This is a genomic window from Streptomyces thermovulgaris (assembly GCF_002155915.1).
In the GTDB taxonomy this organism is placed as follows: domain Bacteria; phylum Actinomycetota; class Actinomycetes; order Streptomycetales; family Streptomycetaceae; genus Streptomyces; species Streptomyces thermovulgaris.
This window is the reverse complement of sequence record NZ_MUME01000047.1, coordinates 17,417-37,200: the sequence shown is the minus strand read 5'-3', so window position 1 is coordinate 37,200 and position 19,784 is coordinate 17,417. Positions and strand designations below refer to the sequence as shown.

At 72.3% G+C, this 19,784-nt stretch carries 16 protein-coding genes; 8 read left to right on the top strand and 8 right to left on the bottom strand.

Annotated elements, in window-relative coordinates; translation table 11 throughout:
* Positions 1-77: 77 nt before the first annotated feature.
* Both CCN35_RS05500 and CCN35_RS29230 read right to left on the bottom strand, forming a co-directional pair.
* A complete protein-coding gene (locus CCN35_RS05500; protein WP_086791689.1) occupies positions 78-1,160 on the bottom strand; it encodes a helix-turn-helix domain-containing protein in 1,083 nt (360 codons plus the stop codon).
* Positions 1,157-2,068: a helix-turn-helix domain-containing protein gene (locus CCN35_RS29230; RefSeq protein ID WP_067388479.1), complete on the bottom strand. Its 912-nt coding sequence runs from the start codon at positions 2,066-2,068 to the stop codon at positions 1,157-1,159. The genes CCN35_RS05500 and CCN35_RS29230 overlap by 4 nt, the downstream gene beginning before the upstream one ends.
* Before the next feature lie 324 nt (positions 2,069-2,392).
* Here CCN35_RS29230 and CCN35_RS05485 point away from each other — a divergent pair, with 324 nt between their 5' ends.
* Entirely contained in the window at positions 2,393-2,812 is a 420-nt protein-coding gene (locus CCN35_RS05485) for a peptidoglycan-binding domain-containing protein (protein WP_067388401.1), read from the top strand.
* Between the two features lie 65 nt (positions 2,813-2,877).
* Here CCN35_RS05485 and CCN35_RS05480 read toward each other — a convergent pair whose 3' ends face one another.
* Genes CCN35_RS05480 through CCN35_RS05470 form a run of 3 tightly spaced genes read right to left on the bottom strand, consistent with a single transcriptional unit; the run spans position 2,878 to position 7,111 of the window.
* A complete protein-coding gene (locus tag CCN35_RS05480) occupies positions 2,878-4,614 on the bottom strand; it encodes a thiamine pyrophosphate-binding protein (protein WP_067388399.1) in 1,737 nt (578 codons plus the stop codon).
* On the bottom strand, positions 4,611-5,591 hold the full coding sequence (gene speB / locus CCN35_RS05475; RefSeq protein ID WP_067388397.1) for an agmatinase: 981 nt from the start codon (positions 5,589-5,591) through the stop codon (positions 4,611-4,613). Before speB ends, CCN35_RS05480 begins: the two co-directional genes overlap by 4 nt.
* 59 nt (positions 5,592-5,650) lie before the next feature.
* Positions 5,651-7,111: a sodium:solute symporter family protein gene (locus tag CCN35_RS05470; RefSeq protein WP_067388395.1), complete on the bottom strand. Its 1,461-nt coding sequence runs from the start codon at positions 7,109-7,111 to the stop codon at positions 5,651-5,653.
* Positions 7,112-7,226: 115 nt separating this feature from the next.
* Between CCN35_RS05470 and CCN35_RS05465 the strand changes: the two genes are divergently transcribed.
* Together CCN35_RS05465 and CCN35_RS05460 are read left to right on the top strand one after the other, a co-directional pair.
* Positions 7,227-8,780, top strand: a complete 1,554-nt coding sequence (locus CCN35_RS05465; protein WP_425444280.1) for a PucR family transcriptional regulator ligand-binding domain-containing protein — start codon at positions 7,227-7,229, stop codon at positions 8,778-8,780.
* Positions 8,781-8,796: 16 nt separating this feature from the next.
* On the top strand, positions 8,797-9,588 hold the full coding sequence (locus tag CCN35_RS05460) for a phosphatase (protein WP_067388477.1): 792 nt from the start codon (positions 8,797-8,799) through the stop codon (positions 9,586-9,588).
* A 171-nt stretch (positions 9,589-9,759) separates the two neighbouring features.
* Here the strand turns inward: CCN35_RS05460 and CCN35_RS05455 are convergent, their stop codons facing one another.
* The 3 genes from CCN35_RS05455 to CCN35_RS05445 all read right to left on the bottom strand — a co-directional run bounded on the left by CCN35_RS05455 (position 9,760) and on the right by CCN35_RS05445 (position 12,725).
* Positions 9,760-10,650 (bottom strand): acyl-CoA thioesterase, encoded by an 891-nt coding sequence (locus tag CCN35_RS05455; RefSeq protein ID WP_067388391.1) that lies wholly within the window; start codon positions 10,648-10,650, stop codon positions 9,760-9,762.
* A gap of 7 nt (positions 10,651-10,657) precedes the next feature.
* Complete coding sequence (locus CCN35_RS05450; RefSeq protein ID WP_067388389.1) at positions 10,658-11,815, bottom strand: acyl-CoA dehydrogenase family protein; 1,158 nt, start codon at positions 11,813-11,815, stop codon at positions 10,658-10,660.
* A gap of 277 nt (positions 11,816-12,092) precedes the next feature.
* Positions 12,093-12,725 carry an SACE_7040 family transcriptional regulator gene (locus CCN35_RS05445; protein WP_067388386.1) on the bottom strand — a complete coding sequence of 211 codons (633 nt, stop codon included), beginning with the start codon at positions 12,723-12,725 and terminating at the stop codon, positions 12,093-12,095.
* Between the two features lie 83 nt (positions 12,726-12,808).
* Here CCN35_RS05445 and CCN35_RS05440 point away from each other — a divergent pair, with 83 nt between their 5' ends.
* The 5 genes from CCN35_RS05440 to CCN35_RS05420 all read left to right on the top strand — a co-directional run bounded on the left by CCN35_RS05440 (position 12,809) and on the right by CCN35_RS05420 (position 19,698).
* Positions 12,809-14,425: a carboxyl transferase domain-containing protein gene (locus tag CCN35_RS05440; RefSeq protein WP_067388384.1), complete on the top strand. Its 1,617-nt coding sequence runs from the start codon at positions 12,809-12,811 to the stop codon at positions 14,423-14,425.
* 18 nt (positions 14,426-14,443) lie between these two features.
* Positions 14,444-16,396, top strand: a complete 1,953-nt coding sequence (locus tag CCN35_RS05435) for an acetyl/propionyl/methylcrotonyl-CoA carboxylase subunit alpha (protein ID WP_086791687.1) — start codon at positions 14,444-14,446, stop codon at positions 16,394-16,396.
* The gene (locus tag CCN35_RS05430) at positions 16,393-17,343 is read left to right on the top strand and encodes a hydroxymethylglutaryl-CoA lyase (RefSeq protein WP_086791685.1); all 951 of its coding nucleotides are present in this window, start codon (positions 16,393-16,395) and stop codon (positions 17,341-17,343) included. The genes CCN35_RS05435 and CCN35_RS05430 overlap by 4 nt, the downstream gene beginning before the upstream one ends.
* Before the next feature lie 6 nt (positions 17,344-17,349).
* Positions 17,350-18,510: an acyl-CoA dehydrogenase family protein gene (locus CCN35_RS05425; protein WP_067388378.1), complete on the top strand. Its 1,161-nt coding sequence runs from the start codon at positions 17,350-17,352 to the stop codon at positions 18,508-18,510.
* Between the two features lie 138 nt (positions 18,511-18,648).
* Entirely contained in the window at positions 18,649-19,698 is a 1,050-nt protein-coding gene (locus CCN35_RS05420) for an ABC transporter substrate-binding protein (protein ID WP_086791683.1), read from the top strand.
* Positions 19,699-19,784 lie beyond the last annotated feature (86 nt).

The window sequence follows — 19,784 nt, the reverse complement described above, 5'->3', positions numbered from 1 at the left end:
GCCGGATCTCACAGGGACCGGCACCCGCCGCGCCCGGGAGGCCGCCCGTGCCCGGGCGGGTGCAACAGGCCGCCCGGTCAGAGCGCGTCGGCGCCGTCCGGGCCGAAGCAGTGCCGCTTCTCCTGCCGCACCAGACAGGCCCGGACCCCGTCGGTGCCGGAACGGCCGACGGCGACCATGGGGGTGGACAGGGAGCCCTCCGCGTCGTACTCGTCCTTGACCTCGGTCCCCAGCGGAGCATGGTCGGGGACATGGATCTCGACCCGGTCCCCGATCCGCCCCAGGTCGATACGGGCCCACACCGCACGGCATCCGGCCCCGTACCTGATCTTGACCACGGTCCGTCCGGGGAAGCTCCGGCGTTGCAGGGTGGCCGGCGGGGGCACGGCGCCGCATCCGTAGCTCTCGGGGTCCTTGCCCGTGCAGCCGCTGCCGTGGCAGCCCGGCGACGCCGGGGCCGCCGCGGCGGATGCCGCGGGCGGGCCGGCCGCCTGCCGGGGACGGGTCTCGAAGGCACCGGTGATCACCAGGGGGAGCACGACGGCGACGGCGCCCAGGCCGCAGCCCACCCCGATGGCCAGCTCCCGGCGCAGAGGCCCACGCGGACGCGCCGGGCGGCGGGGCTCCCTGCCGGATCCCCCGGTCCCCTTCCCGCCGCCTCCGCCGCCTTCATCGCCTCCGCCGGCCCCTCCGGTCCCGTCAGGACCGCCGGGACCACCGGGACCGCCCGGCGCGGGCCGGGCGGTGTCGGGCCTCGGGCGGGGTGCGGAAACAGCCGCGGCGGGTTCGGCGGGAGCCGCCGAAGGCCCGGGAGCCGCCGAAGGCTCCGGGGCCGCCGAAGGCTCCGGGGCCGCCGAAGGCCCGGCGGAGGCCGGCGGAGGAGCGGGCCGCGGCGGCCGGCCGCCCCGTCCGCTCCACACCGCGTCGGCCATCTCCCACAGGGCCAGCGGCCTGCCGGGGGCCTCGCCGGCCAGCTCGCACAGCAGCTCGACGGCCTGGCGCGGCGGAAGGCACTTTCCGTTGAGATAGCGTTCCCAGGAGGACTTGCTGTACCCCGTCTTCCCCGCCAGGGCGGCCAGGCTCAGCCCGGTCCGGGCGCGCAGGCCGCGCAGCGTCCCCGCCAGCCGCTCGCACTCCAGCGGCCGCTCACCGGGCCTCATTTCCGCAGCACCCCCCAGGTGTCCTCGCCGACCACGCCGTCCACGACGAGGTGCGCGTCCCGCTGCAGCCGCTTGACCGCGCGCTCGGTGCGGCTGCCGAAGATCCCGTCGGCGAGCCCCGGCGGAAAGCCGTGGTGCCGCAGCAGGCACTGTGCCTCGACGACGGCCCACTGGGTGGACCCCTTGCCGATCAGGGCCGTACGGGTCTTGCTGTAACCCGCGTACAGCAGGCCGTCGTCGTCCCGGTGCACCGGGCAGGGGTGGTCCTTGCCGGGCCGGAACACGAACGGCTGCTGCTCCGGGTCCGTGGCCGCGCTGTCCGCCGTGGCCACGTGCCCGCCCTGCGCCTCGCCCCCGTGCTCCTCGCCCCCGTGTCCGGGGGTGATCACCAGCAGGGCGGTCAGAACCGTCAGGACCGTGACGGCCGCGGCCACCGAGGCGATCACCCAGGGGCGCAGACCGCTTCGCCCGTCACCGTTCCCCGGTTCCCCCTCCGGCACCCCGGGCTTCAAGGCCGCCCCGGCCCGCACGGCCCGTCCGGCCCGCTCGATCTGCTCGATCTGCCCGGCCGTCCCGGCCTGCCCGGCCGGCTCGGGGTTCCGGGGCCGGCCGGGCCCCTTCCCCCGCACCGCTCCTTTGGTGCCGTCCGTCGCGGCCACGGCCAGCTCGTGCAGGGCCAGCAGCCGCTCCGCGTCGGCGTCGCAGGCGCGGGCGAACGCGACCACCGCCTGCTGGGGCGGCAGCACCCGGCCGTTGAGGTAACGGTCCCAGGAGGAACGGCTGTACCCGGTCCGGGAGGCCAGCGCCTGCAGGCTGAGCCCCCTGTGGTCCTTGAGACGGCGGAGCTGTACGACCAGGTGCCGCGCCCTGGGGTCGAGTGCATCCGGCAGCTGCTTCCAAGGAGACATGTCCCCCCACATCTCTTCCTTTTGGCGGCAGTTCCTCCTGGAAGGACAGGAGGTCCTCGGCTCCGGTTCCCCGGCCCCCTCCCCCAAAGGGGGGTTTCGGCCATCGCACGGGACGTCCCGGCGTCCCGCCGCCGTCTCGTCCCGCACCGCGTCCCCGCAGGTCAAAGGGTGGGACGTCCCGTGTGGGCCCCGTCCCGCCGACGACGGTGGCCCCGCCCCGGGGCGGACGGGCAGTGTCGGTGGGGCACGGCGGGGACCGCGTCCGGACGGCACGGTCCCCGTACGGCACCGACAACCGTTCAGCACGGAAAACGGGGAGATCCCATGACCATCAGCGCCCTGCGCAAGTCCCTCGGCATCGGCATCGCGACCCTCGCCCTCGTGGGCGGCACGGCGAGCGTCGCCACCGCCGGCACGTCCCACTCGGCCGGCAGCGCCGCCGCCCACTCCGTCACCGGCAAGGCCTCGGCCGCGGCGAAGTGCTCGTACACCAGCAGCATCGGCTTCTACTGCGGCTACTACAAGGGCAGCGCCACCGTGATGACGGGCAGCAAGGGCAACGCGGTCAGGGAGGTCCAGGCCCTGATCAACGAGACGACCTCCTACACGCCCAAGCTCGCGGTCGACGGCGACTTCGGTCCCAAGACCAAGGCGGCCGTGCTGTGGTTCCAGAAGACCTACAAGGTCACCCCGTACGACGGCATCGTCGGCCCGAAGACCTGGAAGGAACTGCGCCTGAAGTAAGACCTTCCGCCCTTCCTGACCGGATGCGGCGTCCTCCCGGTGCCGCCGGCCCGGACCGGCCCGGATCAGTCCAGGTGCGTCGGCGCGAACATGCGCAGGACCGCCGGGAGGACGACCACCGAGGGCCCTGGTTCGGCCAGGGCCCTCGCCAGGTCCTTCTCGAGGGTCTCGGGGGTGGTGCGCACGCCCGGGACGCCGAAGGACTCGGCCAGGGCCACGTAGTCGGGGCGGGTGAGCTCCGTCGCCGTGGCCTGGCCGAAGGCGTCCGTCATGTACTCGCGGAGGATGCCGTAGCCGCCGTCGTCGACGATCAGCCAGGTGACGTTCAGGTCGTACTGGCGGGCCGTGGCCAGCTCGGCGATGGAGTACAGGGCGCCGCCGTCGCCGGAGACCGCGAGGACCGGGCGGGTGGGGTCGGCGACCGCGGCGCCGAGCGCCGCCGGGAAGCCGTAGCCGAGACCGCCGGCGCCCTGGGCCGAGTGCATGGCGTTGGGGAACTTGGCGTCGAAGGCCGACCAGGCCCAGTACGCCAGGATCGTCATGTCCCAGAAGGACGGGGAGTCGTCGGGCAGGGCCCGGCGGACGGAGGCCAGGACCTCCTGCTCCAGGGTGAGTTCCTGGGCGGCGATGCGGGCGCGGACCTTGTCCAGCAGCTCCCGCGCCCGGCCGGCGGCGCTCTCGTCCGGGCGTTCGTCCACCGCCTCCAGCAGTGCCCGGACCGCCAGGCGGGCGTCGGCGTGGATGCCGAGCGCGGGGTGGTTGGACTCCAGCTTGCCGAGGTCGGCCTCGATCTGGACGATCCGGCCGCGCGGCTTGAACGTGTGGTAGTTGGAGGACAGTTCGCCCAGGCCGGAGCCGATCACGAGCAGGACGTCGGCGTCCTCCAGGAAGTCCGTGGTGTGCCGGTCCTCCATCCAGGACTGGAGGGACAGCGGGTGCTCCCAGGGGAAGGCGCCCTTGCCGCCGAAGGTGGTGACGACGGGGGCGTTCAGTTTCTCGGCCAGGGCCAGCAGTTCGCCGCAGGCGCCCGCGCGGACCACTCCCCCGCCCGCGATGATCGCGGGACGGGCGGCGCGGGAGAGCAGGCCGGCCGCCGCGGCGACGAGTTCCGGCCGGGGGGCGGGCTGCTGCGGTGCGGCGTCCATCGCCGTGACCGCCGGCAGGCTCGTCGGGGCCATCAGCACGTCCTGCGGGATCTCCACCCACACGGGCCCGTGGGGGACGGTCAGCGCCGACGTCCAGGCCTCCGCGATCGCGGACGGGATCTGGGACTGGGTGCGGACGGTGTGGACCGACTTCACCACCCCCCGGAAGGAGGCGGCCTGGTCGGGCAGTTCGTGCAGATAGCCGTGACGGCCGCCGCCGAGCCCGGCGGTCGGGATCTGGCTGCTGACGGCCAGGACGGGAGCGGAGGCCGCCGCCGCCTCCTGGAGGGCGGCCAGGGAGGTGAGGGCTCCCGGGCCGGTCGAGAGCAGCAGCGGCGCGGGCCGGCCCGTGATCCGGCCGTAGGCGTCCGCCGCGAAGCCCGCGTTGTTCTCCACCCGCAGGCCCACGTATGCAAGGTCGGAGCGGCGCAGCGCGTCGAACATGCCGAGGGCGTGCTGGCCGGGCAGGCCGAAGACGGTCGTCGCGCCGAGCCCGGCCAGCGTCTCCACGACCAGGTCTCCGCCGTTGCGGCCCCCTCGCGCGCGGTGCGCGGTGCTGCCGTCGTGGGGGGTGTCCGGGCGACGGGAGGGAGTGCCGGGCTCTGCCTTCGTCCGTGCGGGTGCGGGGCGGAGCGCCGGGTCGTGGTGGTGGGTCACTTCGCTTCCGTGTCCTTCCGGGCCGCCGCGATCTGGCGGGCCATGATGGTGGTCAGCTCGTACGCGGTGTGGGAGGCGGCGATCGAGGTGATCTCGGCGTGGTCGTACGCCGGTGCCACCTCGACGATGTCCGCCGACACCAGGTGGCAGTCGGCCAGGCCGCGCAGGATCTCCAGCAGTTCGCGGGAGGTCATGCCGCCCGCCTCGGGGGTGCCGGTGCCGGGCGCGTGGGCCGGGTCGAGGCAGTCGATGTCGATGGAGATGTACAGCGGCCGGTCGCCGATGCGCCGGCGCAGCTGGTCGGCCACCTCGTCGGCGCCGCGCCGGTAGACGTCGGCGGAGGTGACGATGCCGAAGCCCATCTTCTCGTCGTCGGTGAGGTCCTGCTTGCCGTACAGCGGGCCGCGGATGCCGACGTGGGAGAGGGCGGAGGTGTCGAGGATGCCCTCCTCGACGGCGCGGCGGAACGGGGTGCCGTGGGTGTACTCGGCGCCGAAGTAGGTGTCCCAGGTGTCGAGATGGGCGTCGAAGTGGAGCAGGGCGACCGGGCCGTGCTTCTTGGCGACGGAGCGCAGCAGCGGCAGGGCGATGGTGTGGTCGCCGCCGAGGGTCATCAACCGGGCGCCGGTGCCGAGCAGTTCGTCGGCGGCGGCCTCGATGGTCTCCACGGCCTCGTTGATGTTGAACGGGTTCACGGCGATGTCGCCGCCGTCGGCGACCTGGGCGAGGGCGAAGGGGGAGGCGTCCTGCGCCGGGTTGTAGGGGCGCAGCAGCCGGGAGGCCTCGCGGATGGCGTTGCCGCCGAAGCGGGCGCCCGGCCGGTACGAGACACCGGAGTCGAACGGCACGCCCACGACGGCGATGTCGGTGGTGCCGACCTCGTCGAGGCGGGGCAGCCGGGCGAAGGTCGCGGGGCCGGCGTACCGCGGGACGCGGGAGGAGTCGACGGGGCCGCGGGGTATCTCGTTGCTGCTCATGATGAAATGCCTTCTTTCCTGCGCTTCATCCGCGCATGTACTGCTTTCCGGGGGCGACTCTACTGCTGGACCGGGACGGGCTCGGACGGCAGTTCGGGGGTGCGCCCGGCGAGCCGCTCGCGCCAGGCGGCGAGGACGGCCTCGTCGGTGGGCCGGGTCAGCAGGGAGACGACGACGTAGGCGGCGAGGGAGGCCAGCAGACCGTAGTAGATGGGCTCGTTGGCGAGGATGCCGGCGGTCGCCATGAGGGCGACGACGGTGAGACCGCCGACGATCACGGAGGCGAGGGCGCCCTGCACGGTGCCGCGCTTCCACACCAGCCCGCCGAGGATCGGCACCAGCAGTCCGCCGACGAGCAGGTTGTAGGCGACGGTCAGGGCCGCGACGACGTCGTTGAGGGCGATGGCGGTGCAGATCACCCCGACGCCCATGATCAGGATGAAGGCGCGGTTGCCCCTGACCTCGTCGTGCACCTCCTCGCCGCGGCGGACGGCGCCGCGCAGCCGGGACCAGATGTCGTTGTTGGCGACGGTGGCGCAGGCGATCAGCGCGCCGGAGGAGGTGGACATCACCGCGGCCAGGGCGGCGGCGAGCACCAGTCCGCGGATGCCGATGGGCAGGTCGGCCTTGACGATGGTGGCGAAGGCGTCGTCGGCGTTGCCGAGGTCGGGGTAGAGCACCTTGGCGGCGGTGCCGATGACCGCGCCGGCGACGGCGTAGGCCAGGCAGTAGGTGCCGGCGACGGTGCCGCCCCACTTGGCCGTCGCGTCGCTGCGGGCGGTGAAGACGCGCTGCCAGATGTCCTGTCCGATGAGCATGCCGAAGGTGTAGATCAGGACATAGGTGAAGATCGTCTCGCCGCCGATGCCCAGCGGGTCGAAGTAGGAGGTCGGCAGCTTGGCCTGCATCTCGCTGAAGCCGCCCGCCTTGACGACGGCGATCGGCAGCAGCAGGAGCAGGACGCCGATCGTCTTGACCACGAACTGCACCATGTCGGTCAGCGTGATGGACCACATGCCGCCGAGGGTGGAGTACGCGACGACGATCGTGCCGCCGAGGATGATCGCGACGGTGCGGTGCAGGTCGAACAGGACGTCGAAGATCGTGGCGTAGGCGATGGTGGAGGTGACCGCGAGCATCAGGGTGTACGCCCACATCACCACGCCCGAGATGACGCCGGCCCGGCCGCCGTAGCGCAGGTCGAGCATCTCGGAGACGGTGTAGACCTTCAGCCGGGCGATCCTGGCCGAGAAGAAGACCGAGAGGGCGAGCAGTCCGAGGCCGATGGTGAGGACCATCCAGGCTCCCGAGAGCCCGTGCTTGTAGCCGAGACCGACACCGCCGATGGTGGAGGCACCGCCGAGGACGATGGCCGCCATCGTGCCGGAGTACAGGGTGGGCCCGAGCCGGCGGCCCGCCACCAGGAACTCGCTCTTCGACCTGGCGCGGCGCATGCCCCACCAGCCCATGGCCAGCATTCCGACCAGATACACAACGATCACTGCGTAGTCGACGACCATAGGGACCGCCCCTTCCTCGCGGCTGGTTCGTGGGTCGACCCTAGGTGGCCGAAAAGAGTCCTTGAAGTGTACGTTTCATCCATTCGAACCGAGCGGGATGGAGGAATCGTCCACCATGCCGGATCCGCATGCGCCGGCCGTCCCGGCGGTCCCCCCGACCCCGCCGGTCCCCCTGTCGGCCCTGCTCGCCCGGGAGGACCTCGCCCTGCGCCACATCGCGGGGCCGGCCGGCCGGGACACGGTGATCCACTGGGTGCACACCTCGGAGATGGCCGACCCGTACCCCTATCTGCTGGGCGGTGAACTCCTGCTGACGGCCGGTGTCCATGTCCCGTCGGCCCCGTCGGCCGCGGACACCGGGCCGTACTTCGACACCTATGTCTCCCAGGTCGTCGCGGCGGGCGGCGCGGCGCTCGGTTTCGGCCTGGCGCCGGTGCACGACACGGTGCCGCCCGCCCTGGTGGCGGCCTGCGACGCCCAGGGCCTTCCGCTGCTGGAGGTTCCCCCGCAGACCCCCTTCTCCGGCATCACCCGCGCCGTCTGGCAGCTGATGGCCCAGGTCCGTCTGGCCGAGCTCCGCCGGGTCGCCGAGGCCCAGCAGAGCCTGGCCGCCGCGGCCTCCCGGCCGAACCCCGTTCCCTCGGTCCTGCGCCAGCTGGCCCGGCGCCTGGGCGGCTGGGCGGTTCTCCACGGCCCGGACGGCGCGGAGATCGCCTCGGCGGGACGGGCCCCGCGCGAGGAGGTCCGCACGGCGCTCGCGCAGCTGGCCGCCGTGGTGCGCCCGGCCCCGGCGGACACGTCCCCGCGGCCGAAGGGTCCGGCCCGCCCGGCCACCGGGTCCGCCGCCTCCGGCCGGACCGCGCCCTCCTCCGCCACCGACACCGTCGACGGCGGTCATCTCGCCGCCTATGCGCTGGGGGCCGGACAGGGGTTCGTGCTCGCGGTGGCGGCTCCGGAGCGGAGCCCCGGGGACCACACGATCGCGTCCGTCGCCGCGGTGCTGCTGTCGCTGCTCACCGGGGAGCACCAGAGCGGCACGGGGGCGGCCCGGTCCTCGGCGCTCGTACGGATGCTGCTGGGGGCGGCGCCCGAGGAGGTCGCGCCGCTGCTCGGGGCCGAGCGGTGGGTCGTGGTGCACGCACGGCCGGAGGCGCAGGCCCCCGACCCCATGGCCGCCTCCGCGCTCGGCACCGCGCTCGGGTCCGCGCTGGTGGACCTCGCGGACGGGGTCGTACGGGTGCTGGTGCCCGCCGAGCGGGAGCCGGCCCCGCAGCCCGGCTGGACCCTCGGGGTGAGCACCGCCGTCACGGCGGCCGACTGGCCCGCCGCCGACACCCAGGCGGCCCGCGCCCTGGCCCGCGCCCGCGCCACCCGCACCGCCCTGGTCCGCCACGGCGACCGCCCCGGCCTCGCCGACCTGATCCCTCCCGACGAGGCCGACGCGCACGCCCGCGCGCTGCTCGCCCCGATCAGCGCGACGCCGGCGCTCACCGAGACCCTGCGCACCTGGCTTTCCCTGCACGGCAGTTGGGACCGCACCGCGGTCGCCCTGTCCGTGCACCGCAACACCGTCCGGCAGCGCATCGCCCGGTGCGCCGCCCTGCTCGGCGCCGACCTGGACGACCCGGATGTCCGCATGGAACTGTGGTTCGCTCTGCGCCGGGCATGACACCACAATGGAAGCCATGTCGATATCCGGGACACCCAGCCGCGCCGAACTCGTCGACCACCTCGTGAGGACCCGTATCGCCGGGAACGTCGCCACCCCTCGTGAGAACAACCTCTCCCACTACCGCAAACTCGCCAACGGCGACCGTCACTTCTGGCTCGGGCTGGAGTTCGGCGACCGCTGGAGCGACGAGCAGGACGTGCTCGCGGTGATGGCCGAGCGCGTCGGCGTCAGCGACGACCCGGAGCATCGCTACGGCCAGGACACCATCGACCCCGAGCTGACCGTCGACGCCCTGGAGCGGATGGCCTGCCGGCTGCGCAAGGCGGCCGACGGACGGCAGCGGGTGCTGCTCGCCACCGGGCACCCCGGCGGCCTGCTGGACGTGCACCGCGCCACGGCCGCCGCGCTGCGCGCCGCCGGCTGCGAGATCGTCGTCATCCCGGACGGGCTGCAGACGGACGAGGGGTACGTCATGCAGTTCGCGGACGTGGCCGTCCTGGAGCACGGCGCCACGCTGTGGCACACCCACTCCGGCGAGCCGATGCGCGCCGTCCTCACCGCCCTGGAGCGCGAGGGCCGCCCGCTGCCGGACCTGGTCGTCGCCGACCACGGCTGGGCGGGCTACGCCGGTCAGCACGGGGTGGACTCCGTCGGCTACGCCGACTGCAACGACCCGGCGCTCTTCCTCGCCGAGGCCGAGGGGACGCTCCAGGTGGCGGTGCCGCTCGACGACCATGTGGCCAGCCCCCGGTACTACGACCCGATGACGGCGTATCTGCTGGACCGGGCGGGTCTGACGGCATAGCGCCGGGCGGGTCCGGCGGGCGGCGGAGGATCCCGGCCCTCCGCGGACCGCCGGGCCCGGCGGGAGCGGAGGACCCGGGGAGGACGGCCGCGGGCGGCGGCGGTCACCGTGAGGTGTCCGCCGCCGCCCGCGTTCTGCGAACGGTTCTCCGCGACGCGCCCGCCGGTCCTCTCAGCGCTCCCGGGGCTTCCCGAAGTCCCAGGGAACGCGGACCACGCCCTCCTGGATCACCGAGATGGCCAGCCTGCCGTCCTGGGTGTAGATACGGGCCTGCCCCAGGCCCCGCCCGCCGTACGCGGAGGGCGACTCCTGGTCGTACAGCAGCCACTCGTCGGCCCGGAACGGCCGGTGGAACCACATCGCGTGGTCCAGCGAGGCCCCGACGACGTCCCCGACCGCCCAGCCGCCGCGCCCGTGGGCGAGCAGCACCGAGTCGAGCAGGGTCATGTCGGACACATAGGTGGCGAGGACGACGTGCAGCAACGGGTCGTCGCCGAGCTTGCCGTTGGTGCGGAACCACACCTGGGAGTGCGGCTCGCGCGGCTCGCCGAACCTGCCGAACGGCGGATCGTCCGCATAGCGCAGGTCGACCGCCTCACGGGCCTCCAGCAGACGCTCCACGACCTCGGCCGGAAGGTGCTCGTAGCTCCGCAGCCGCTCCTCGGAGGGAGGCAGCAGCGCCGGGTCGGTGGTGGGCGGCATGGGGGCCTGGTGGTCGAGCCCGTCCTCCGGCACCTGGAAGGACGCCGAGAGGTGGAAGATCGGCTGCCCGTGCTGGACGGCGACCACCCGGCGGGTGGTGAAGGAGCGGCCGTCGCGGATGCGGTCCACCGAGTAGACGATGGGCGCACCCGGGTCGCCGGGACGCAGGAAGTACGCGTGCAGCGAGTGGGCGTGCCGGTCCTCGGGGACCGTGCGCCCGGCGGCGACCAGCGCCTGTGCCGCGACCTGTCCGCCGAAGACCCGCGGGACGACCACGGAGCGCGACTGGCCGCGGAAGATGTTCTCCTCGATCTGCTCGAGGTCGAGCAGATCGAGGAGAGACTGAAGTGCCTGACTCATGCTTGTCTCAGAGACCCATGTCCTTTGCGATGATCGTCTTCATGATCTCGCTGGTGCCGCCGTAGATGCGGTTGACACGGTTGTCCGCGTACAGGCGGGCGATCGGGTACTCGTTCATGTACCCGTAGCCGCCGTGCAGTTGCAGACAGCGGTCGATGACGCGGTGGGCGACCTCGGTGCAGAACAGCTTCGCGGAAGCTGCCTCGGCGGGAGTCAGCTCGCCGGCGTCGAGCGCCTCGAGCGCCCGGTCGGCGACGGCCTCCGCCGCGTCCACCTCGGCCTGGCAGGCGGCCAGCTCGAACTTGGTGTTCTGGAAGTGGGCGACCGGCTTGCCGAAGACGGTGCGCTCCTTGACGTACTGCTTGGTGAACCGGATGGCGGCCTTGGCCTGCGCATAGGCGCCGAAGGCGATGCCCCAGCGCTCGGAGGGCAGGTTGGCGCCGAGGTAGTAGAAGCCCTTGTTCTCCTCGCCGAGCAGGTCCTCGGCGGGCACCTTGACGTCGACGAAGGCGAGTTCGGCGGTGTCGGAGGTCCTCAGCCCCAGCTTGTCGAGCTTGCGGCCCACCGAGTAGCCCTCGGACTTGGTGTCCACGGCGAACAGGGAGATGCCGTGGCGGCGGTCCTCGGGCGAGGGCGGGGCGGTGCGGGCGCAGACGATGACCCGGTCGGCGTGCACACCACCGGTGATGAAGGTCTTGGCGCCGTTGAGGACGTAGTGCGTCCCGTCCTCGCTCAGCTTGGCGGTGGTCTTCATGCCCGCGAGGTCGGAGCCGGTGCCGGGCTCGGTCATCGCGATGGCCCACATCTCCTCGCCGGAGACGAACTTGGGCAGGTAGCGCTTCTTCTGCTCCTCGGTGGCGAGCATCTTGATGTAGGGAAGCGCGAGCAGGACGTGCACATTGGAGCCGCCGAAGGTCACACCCGCGCGGGCGGTCTCCTCGTACTGGATGGCCTCGAACTTGTGCGTCTCGAGGCCCGCCCCGCCGTACTCCTCGGGCACGTTGATGCCGAAGATGCCCAGCTCGGCGAGCTTGTAGTAGAACTCACGGGGCACGATGCCCTGCTGAAACCATTCGTCGTACACCGGTACGACCTCGGCCTCGATGAAGGCACGAAGGGTTTGCCGGAACGCCTCGTGATCCTCGTTGAACACCGTACGACGCACGCTGCCACCGCCCTTTCATGCGCCTGAACCGGCGCCGCTCTCGCGTACCTGGCTGCCCGCCATCGGGGGTCGTCAGGGTCCTCGGCCGATGACCCCATCCCGATGGCTAAGCGCTTGCTCACATAAACGTACCGGCGGGTAGTCGCCCACGCAAAGACCGCCGTCAGTAATGCCCGTCACGCACTGGACGGAGCGAAGGACGGAGAGGCAGAGAAAACAGAGGAAAGAAGAGAAAAGAGGAGAAGGAGCGCGGGCCCGGCCCCGCGCCCCCTTCCGCTCAGCCCGCCGCGAGCCGGTCCGCGGAGGAGTCCGCCGCCGCCGCGAAGGCCCCCCGGGCCATCCGGTGCAGCAGCCGTGCCGTGTCCCCCCGGCCCGGCAGCGTGCCGGCCCGTCCCAGGTGGGGTGTCGAGTTCAGCAAGCCGAACACCGAGTGCACGGCCGACCGCGCGGCCGGCTCCGAGAGCTCCGGGTGCACCTTCCGCACCACCTCCACCCACAGCTCCACGTACTGCCGTTGCAGCTGCCGCACCAGCTTGCGGTCGCTCTCCCGCAGCCGGTCCAGCTCCCGGTCGTGCAGGGTGATGAGGGGACGGTCGTCGAGCGCGAAGTCGATGTGCCCCTCGATCAGCGAGTCGAGCACCGCCTCCGCACCGGCCCGGCCGGCCTGCCCGTCCGCCTCCGCCAGCCGCCGCTTCGCCCCCGTCAGCAGCCGTCCGCTGATGCCGACCAGCAGCTCCGCGAGCATCGCGTCCTTGCCCGGGAAGTGCCGGTAGAGCCCCGGTCCGCTGATGCCCACCGCGGCACCTATCTCGTCGACGCCGACGCCGTGGAAACCGCGTTCGGCGAAGAGCCGCGCAGCCTCCTTCAGGATCTGCTCGCGGCGGGTGGGGGCGTCGGTTCGCGTGCTCATGGGAACAATTCTAGACAGCGAGGTTAGCGGTCGTTAACCTGAAGGGAGCGTTAACGCTCATTAACACGTGAGGGGACCGCAGGATGCATCAGGCACCGGAGCTGACGAGCGCGGCCGACCCCGCGTCGGAGGCCTGGCGGGCCAACGAGGAGGCTCACCGCGCACTCGTCGAGGAGCTGCGCGGCAAGCTCGCCGCAGCCCGGCTCGGTGGCGGCGAGAAGGCACGCGCGCGGCACACCGCGCGCGGAAAGCTGCTGCCGCGCGACCGTGTGGACACGCTGCTCGACCCCGGCTCGCCCTTCCTGGAGCTGGCCCCGCTGGCCGCCGACGGGATGTACGACGGACAGGCCCCGGCCGCCGGGGTCATCGCCGGGATCGGCAGGGTCAGCGGACGCGAGTGCGTGATCGTCGCCAACGACGCCACCGTCAAGGGCGGCACGTACTACCCCATGACGGTGAAGAAGCATCTGCGCGCGCAGGAGGTGGCCCTGGAGAACCGCCTGCCGTGCCTGTACCTGGTCGACTCCGGGGGCGCCTTCCTGCCCCTGCAGGACGAGGTCTTCCCCGACCGCGAGCACTTCGGCCGGATCTTCTACAACCAGGCCCGCATGTCCGCCGCCGGGATTCCGCAGATCGCGGCCGTCCTCGGCTCCTGCACGGCCGGCGGGGCGTACGTCCCGGCGATGAGCGACGAGGCCGTGATCGTCCGCAACCAGGGCACGATCTTCCTGGGCGGCCCTCCGCTGGTGAAGGCCGCCACCGGCGAGGTCGTCACCGCCGAGGAGCTGGGCGGCGGCGAGGTGCACTCGCGTGTCTCCGGCGTCACCGACCATCTCGCGGAGGACGACGCCCACGCCCTGCGGATCGTCCGCACGATCGTCTCCACCCTCCCCGCGCGCGGCCCCCTTCCCTGGGAGGTCACCGAGTCCGTCGAGCCGAAGGTCGACCCCCTCGGGCTCTACGGCGCCGTCCCGGTCGACCCCCGCATCCCCTACGACGTCCGCGAGATCATCGCGCGGGTGGTGGACGGCTCCCGCTTCGCCGAGTTCAAGGCCGAGTTCGGGCAGACCCTGGTCACCGGCTTCGCCCGGATCCACGGCCACCCGGTCGGGATCGTCGCCAACAACGGCATCCTGTTCTCCGAGTCCGCCCAGAAGGGCGCCCACTTCATCGAGCTGTGCGACCAGCGGGGCATCCCGCTGGTGTTCCTGCAGAACATCTCCGGCTTCATGGTGGGCAAGGACTACGAGGCGGGCGGCATCGCCAAGCACGGCGCCAAGATGGTCACGGCCGTCGCCTGCACCCGCGTGCCCAAGCTGACGGTGGTCGTCGGCGGGTCCTACGGCGCGGGGAACTACTCCATGTGCGGCAGGGCGTACTCCCCGCGCTTTCTGTGGATGTGGCCGAACGCCAAGATCTCGGTCATGGGCGGCGAGCAGGCCGCCTCCGTCCTCGCCACCGTCAAGCGCGACCAGCTCGAGGCCCGCGGGGAGGAGTGGTCGCCGGAGGAGGAAGAGGCCTTCAAGGCCCCCATCCGCGCCCAGTACGAACGTCAGGGCAACGCCTACTACGCCACCGCCCGCCTCTGGGACGACGGCGTGATCGATCCGCTGGAGACCCGTCAGGTGCTGGGCCTGGCCCTGACCGCATGCGCCAACGCCCCGCTGGGCGACCCCCAGTTCGGCGTCTTCCGGATGTGAGGGGGAGAGATCACAGAGATGTTCGAAACAGTTCTGGTGGCCAACCGCGGCGAGATCGCCGTCCGTGTCATCCGCACCCTGCGCGCCCTCGGGGTGCGTTCGGTGGCCGTCTTCTCCGACGCCGATGCCGACGCCCGGCACGTCCGGGAGGCCGACACGGCGGTACGGATCGGGCCGGCGCCCGCGGCCGAGAGCTATCTGTGCGCCGACCGGCTGCTGGAGGCCGCCGCCCGCACCGGGGCCCAGGCCGTCCACCCCGGGTACGGCTTCCTCGCGGAGAACGCCGGCTTCGCGCGGGCGTGCGAGGAGGCCGGGCTGGTCTTCATCGGCCCGCCCGCGGACGCGATCTCCCTGATGGGCGACAAGATCCGCGCCAAGGAGACGGTCGCGGCGGCCGGGGTCCCGGTGGTTCCCGGCTCCAGCGGCTTCGGGCTCACCGACGACCGGCTCGCCGAGGCCGCCCGCCGCATCGGCCTGCCGGTGCTGCTCAAGCCCTCCGCCGGGGGCGGCGGCAAGGGCATGCGGCTGGTGCGGGACGCGGACCGGCTCGCCGAGGAGATCGCCGCCGCCCGCCGCGAGGCCCGCGCCTCCTTCGGCGACGACACCCTCCTGGTGGAGCGCTGGATCGACCGGCCCCGGCACATCGAGATCCAGGTCCTGGCCGACGGCCACGGCAATGTCGTGCACCTCGGCGAGCGCGAGTGCTCCCTCCAGCGCCGTCACCAGAAGATCGTCGAGGAGGCGCCGAGCGTGCTCCTCGACGAGGAGACCCGGGCCGCGATGGGCGAGGCCGCGGTGCGGGCCGCCCGCTCCTGCGGCTACCGGGGCGCGGGCACGGTGGAGTTCATCGTGCCCGGCGGGGACCCGACGACGTACTACTTCATGGAGATGAACACCCGTCTCCAGGTGGAGCACCCGGTCACCGAGATGATCACGGGCATCGACCTGGTGGAGTGGCAGCTGCGGGTGGCGGCCGGCGAACCGCTGCCGTTCACGCAGAAGGACGTCCGGCTGACCGGCCACGCGATCGAGGCCCGGCTGTGCGCGGAGGACCCGGCACGCGGATTCCTGCCCTCGGGCGGCACGGTGCTCAGACTGCGCGAGCCGCACGGCGAGGGGGTGCGCACCGACTCCGGGCTGAGCGAGGGCACCGAGGTCGGCAGCCTGTACGACCCGATGCTGTCCAAGGTGATCGCCCACGGCCCGGACCGGGAGACCGCGCTGCGCAGGCTACGGGCGGCCCTGGCCCGCACGGTGGTCCTGGGCGTGCAGACCAACACCGGGTTCCTGCGCCGGCTGCTGGCCCACCCGGCCGTCGTGGCGGGCGAGCTGGACACCGGGCTGGTGGAGCGGGTGGCCGGCGAGCTGGCCGTCACCGAGGTGCCGGAGGAGGTCTACGAGGCCGCCGCGGCCGTACGGCTCGAGGCGCTGCGCCCCAAGGGCGGGGGCTGGATCGACCCGTTCTCGGTGCCGAACGGCTGGCGGCTGGGCGGGGAGCCGAAGCCGGTGGCGTTCCCGCTGCGTGTGCCGGGGCACGACCCCGTCACCCACCCGGTGCGCGGCACCCACGCCGTCACCGACGACACGGTCGCGGTCACCCTGGACGGCGTCCGCCACACCTTCCACCGCGCCGGCGACTGGCTGGGCCGTGACGGCGACGCCTGGCACGTGCGCGACCACGACCCGGTGGCCGCCTCCCTCACCCGTGCGGCCCACTTCGGCGCCGACTCGCTCACGGCGCCCATGCCGGGGACGGTCACGGTGGTGAAGGTCGCCGTCGGCGACAAGGTGACCGCGGGTCAGAGCCTGCTGGTGGTCGAGGCGATGAAGATGGAGCACGTCATCTCCGCCCCGCACGCCGGCACCGTCACCGAACTGGACGTCACGCCGGGCACGACGGTCGCCATGGACCAGGTGCTGGCCGTGATCGCCCCCGACGACGAGGACGGCGCGAAGGAGGAGACGGCATGAGCGATCCCGGAACCGGCCTGCCCATGGTCGTCCCGGCCCCCGGCCTGCCCGCCCGGGTCAGGATCCACGAGGTCGGCCCCCGCGACGGGCTGCAGAACGAGAAGACCACCGTGCCGACCGAGGTCAAGGCGGAGTTCATCCGCCGCCTCGCCGACGCGGGTCTGACGACCGTCGAGGCCACCAGCTTCGTCCACCCCAAGTGGGTGCCCCAACTGGCCGACGCGGAGGCGCTGTTCCCCCAGGTCAGGGATCTGAGGGGGGTGCATCTGCCGGTCCTGGTGCCCAATGCGCGCGGCCTGGAGCGCGCACTCGCCCTCGGGGCGGACCGCATCGCCGTGTTCGCCAGCGCCACCGAGTCCTTCGCCAAGGCCAACCTCAACCGCACGGTGGAGGAGTCCCTCGCGCTCTTCGAACCGGTCGTGGCCCGCGCCAAGGACGAGGGCCTCCATGTGCGCGGCTATGTCTCCATGTGCTTCGGCGACCCCTGGGAGGGACCGGTTCCCGTCCAGCAGGTCGTCCGGGTCTGCCGGGCCCTGCGGGACATGGGCTGCGACGAGCTGAGCCTCGGGGACACGATCGGGGTGGCGACCCCCGGTCATGTCCACAAGCTGCTGGCCGCCCTCACCGAGCGGCAGGTGCCGCTCTCCGCGCTCGGTGTGCACTTCCACGACACCTACGGCCAGGCCCTCGCCAACACCCTGGCCGCGCTCCAGTACGGCGTCACCACCGTCGACGCCTCCGCGGGCGGTCTCGGCGGCTGCCCGTACGCCAAGTCCGCCACCGGCAATCTCGCCACCGAGGACCTGGTGTGGATGCTGCACGGCCTCGGCATCGACACCGGAGTCGACCTCGGCCGCCTCGTCGCCACGAGCGAGTGGATGGCCGACCGGCTGGGACGCCCCAGCCCTTCCCGCACCCTCCGCGCCCTCTCCCACAAGGAGCAGTGATCGACGATGAACCACCGTCTGACCCCCGAGCTGGAGGAACTCCGCCGCACCGTCGAGGAGTTCGCGCACGACGTCGTGGCCCCCAAGATCGGCGACTTCTACGAGCGGCACGAGTTCCCGTACGAGATCGTGCGGGAGATGGGCCGCATGGGCCTGTTCGGGCTGCCCTTCCCGGAGGAGTACGGCGGCATGGGCGGCGACTACCTGGCCCTCGGTGTCGCGCTGGAGGAGCTGGCCCGGGTGGACTCCTCGGTCGCCATCACCCTGGAGGCCGGTGTGTCGCTCGGCGCCATGCCGCTGTACCGGTTCGGCACCGAGGAGCAGAAGCGGCAGTGGCTGCCGAAGCTGTGCTCGGGCGAGATGCTGGGCGCCTTCGGCCTGACCGAACCGGACGGCGGCTCGGACGCGGGGGCGACCCGGACGACGGCCCGTCTGGACCCGGAGACCGACGAATGGGTGATCAACGGCACCAAGTGCTTCATCACCAACTCGGGCACGGACATCACCGGCCTGGTGACGGTGACGGCGGTCACCGGCCACCGGCCCGACGGCCGTCCGCTGATCTCCGCGATCATCGTCCCCTCCGGCACCCCCGGCTTCACGGTGGCGCCTCCCTACTCGAAAGTCGGCTGGAACGCCTCGGACACCCGTGAGCTGTCCTTCTCCGACGTACGGGTGCCGAAGTCGAACCTGCTGGGCGAGGAGGGCCGCGGCTACGCGCAGTTCCTGCAGATCCTCGACGAGGGCCGGGTCGCCATCGCGGCGCTGGCGACGGGGCTCGCCCAGGGCTGTGTGGACGAGTCGGTGAAGTACGCCAAGGAGCGCCACGCCTTCGGCCGGCCGATCGCCGCCAACCAGGCCATCCAGTTCAAGATCGCCGACATGGAGATGAGGGCCCACACGGCCCGTCTCGCCTGGCGCGACGCGGCGTACCGGCTGGTCGCCGGCGAGCCCTTCAAGAAGGAGGCGGCCCTGGCCAAGCTCCACTCCTCCACGGTCGCCGTCGACAACGCCCGTGACGCCACCCAGATCCACGGCGGCTACGGCTTCATGAACGAGTACCCGGTCGCCCGCATGTGGCGCGACTCCAAGATCCTGGAGATCGGCGAGGGCACCAGCGAGGTGCAGCGGATGCTGATCGCGAGGGAGCTGGGTCTGACGAGCTGACATCGCACCGCCCGCCGGCGCACGGGCCGCCGGCGGGCACGGGGCGACCCCGCCCTCTGGACATCAAATGAGGTTAGGCTAACCTACCTCCGGAATTGTCCGGCGGGCGATCGCCCCCGTTCGAAAGCAGTCACACCCATGTCCAACGCCCGTGCCACCTCTCTCTCCCGCCGCGGCCTCCTCGCCGCGGGCGGCGCCCTCGGCCTCGGTGCCGTGCTCGCAGCCTGCGGCAGCGACGACAAGAAAAGCGGTGGGTCGGGCAGCGAGACGGCTGCCGCCAAGTCCGGTCCCTGGTCCTTCAAGGACGACCGGGGGCAGACCGTCAAGGCCGACAGGACCCCGTCGAACATCGTGGCCTTCGTCGGTGCGGCCGCCGCGCTGCACGACTACGGCATCCAGGTCAAGGGCGTCTTCGGCCCGACGAAGACCAAGGACGGCAAGGCCGATGTGCAGGCCGGCGACATGGACGTCGACAAGGTGACGATCCTCGGCAACGAGTGGGGCCAGTTCAACATCGAGAAGTACGCCTCCCTCGCCCCCGACCTCCTGGTCTCCACCATGTTCGACGACGCGGGCACCCTGTGGTACGTCCCGGAGGAGTCGAAGAAGAAGATCCTCGCCGTCGGCGCCCCCACCGTCGGCATCTCCGTCTACGACCGGCAGATGCCCACGTCGCTGGAGCGCATGCTCGCGCTCGCCGGGTCCCTCGGCGCGGACGTCGACTCCGACAAGGTCAAGCAGGCGAAGAAGCGTTTCGAGGACGCGGCCGCCCGGCTGCGCGCCGCCGCCAAGGCCAAGCCGGACATCAAGGTGATGGCGGGCTCGGCCAGCCAGGAGCTGTTCTACGTCTCCGGCACCAACCTCTCGATCGACCTGGAGTACTTCAAGGCCCTCGGCGTGAACTTCGTCGAGCCCCCGGAGAGCGCCAAGAAGCAGGGCGGCGGCTGGTTCGAGTCGCTGAGCTGGGAGAACGTCGACAAGTACCCGGCGGACATCATCATGATGGACAACCGCACCTCGGCCATCCAGCCCGCCGACATCACCGAGGCGACCTGGAAGAAGCTCCCCGCCGTCAAGGCCGGCCAGGTCATCCCGCGCACCGCCGAGCCGATCCTGTCCTACGACAAGTGCACCCCGCTCCTGGAGGACCTGGCGAAGGCCATCGAGACGGCCAAGAAGGTCAGCTGAGAGGGCATCCGAAGCAGCGTGACGGAGTGACTCCGGTCAGGGGAGGGGCGGCGTTTCGCCGAAAAACAACTCAGGTTAGGCTAACC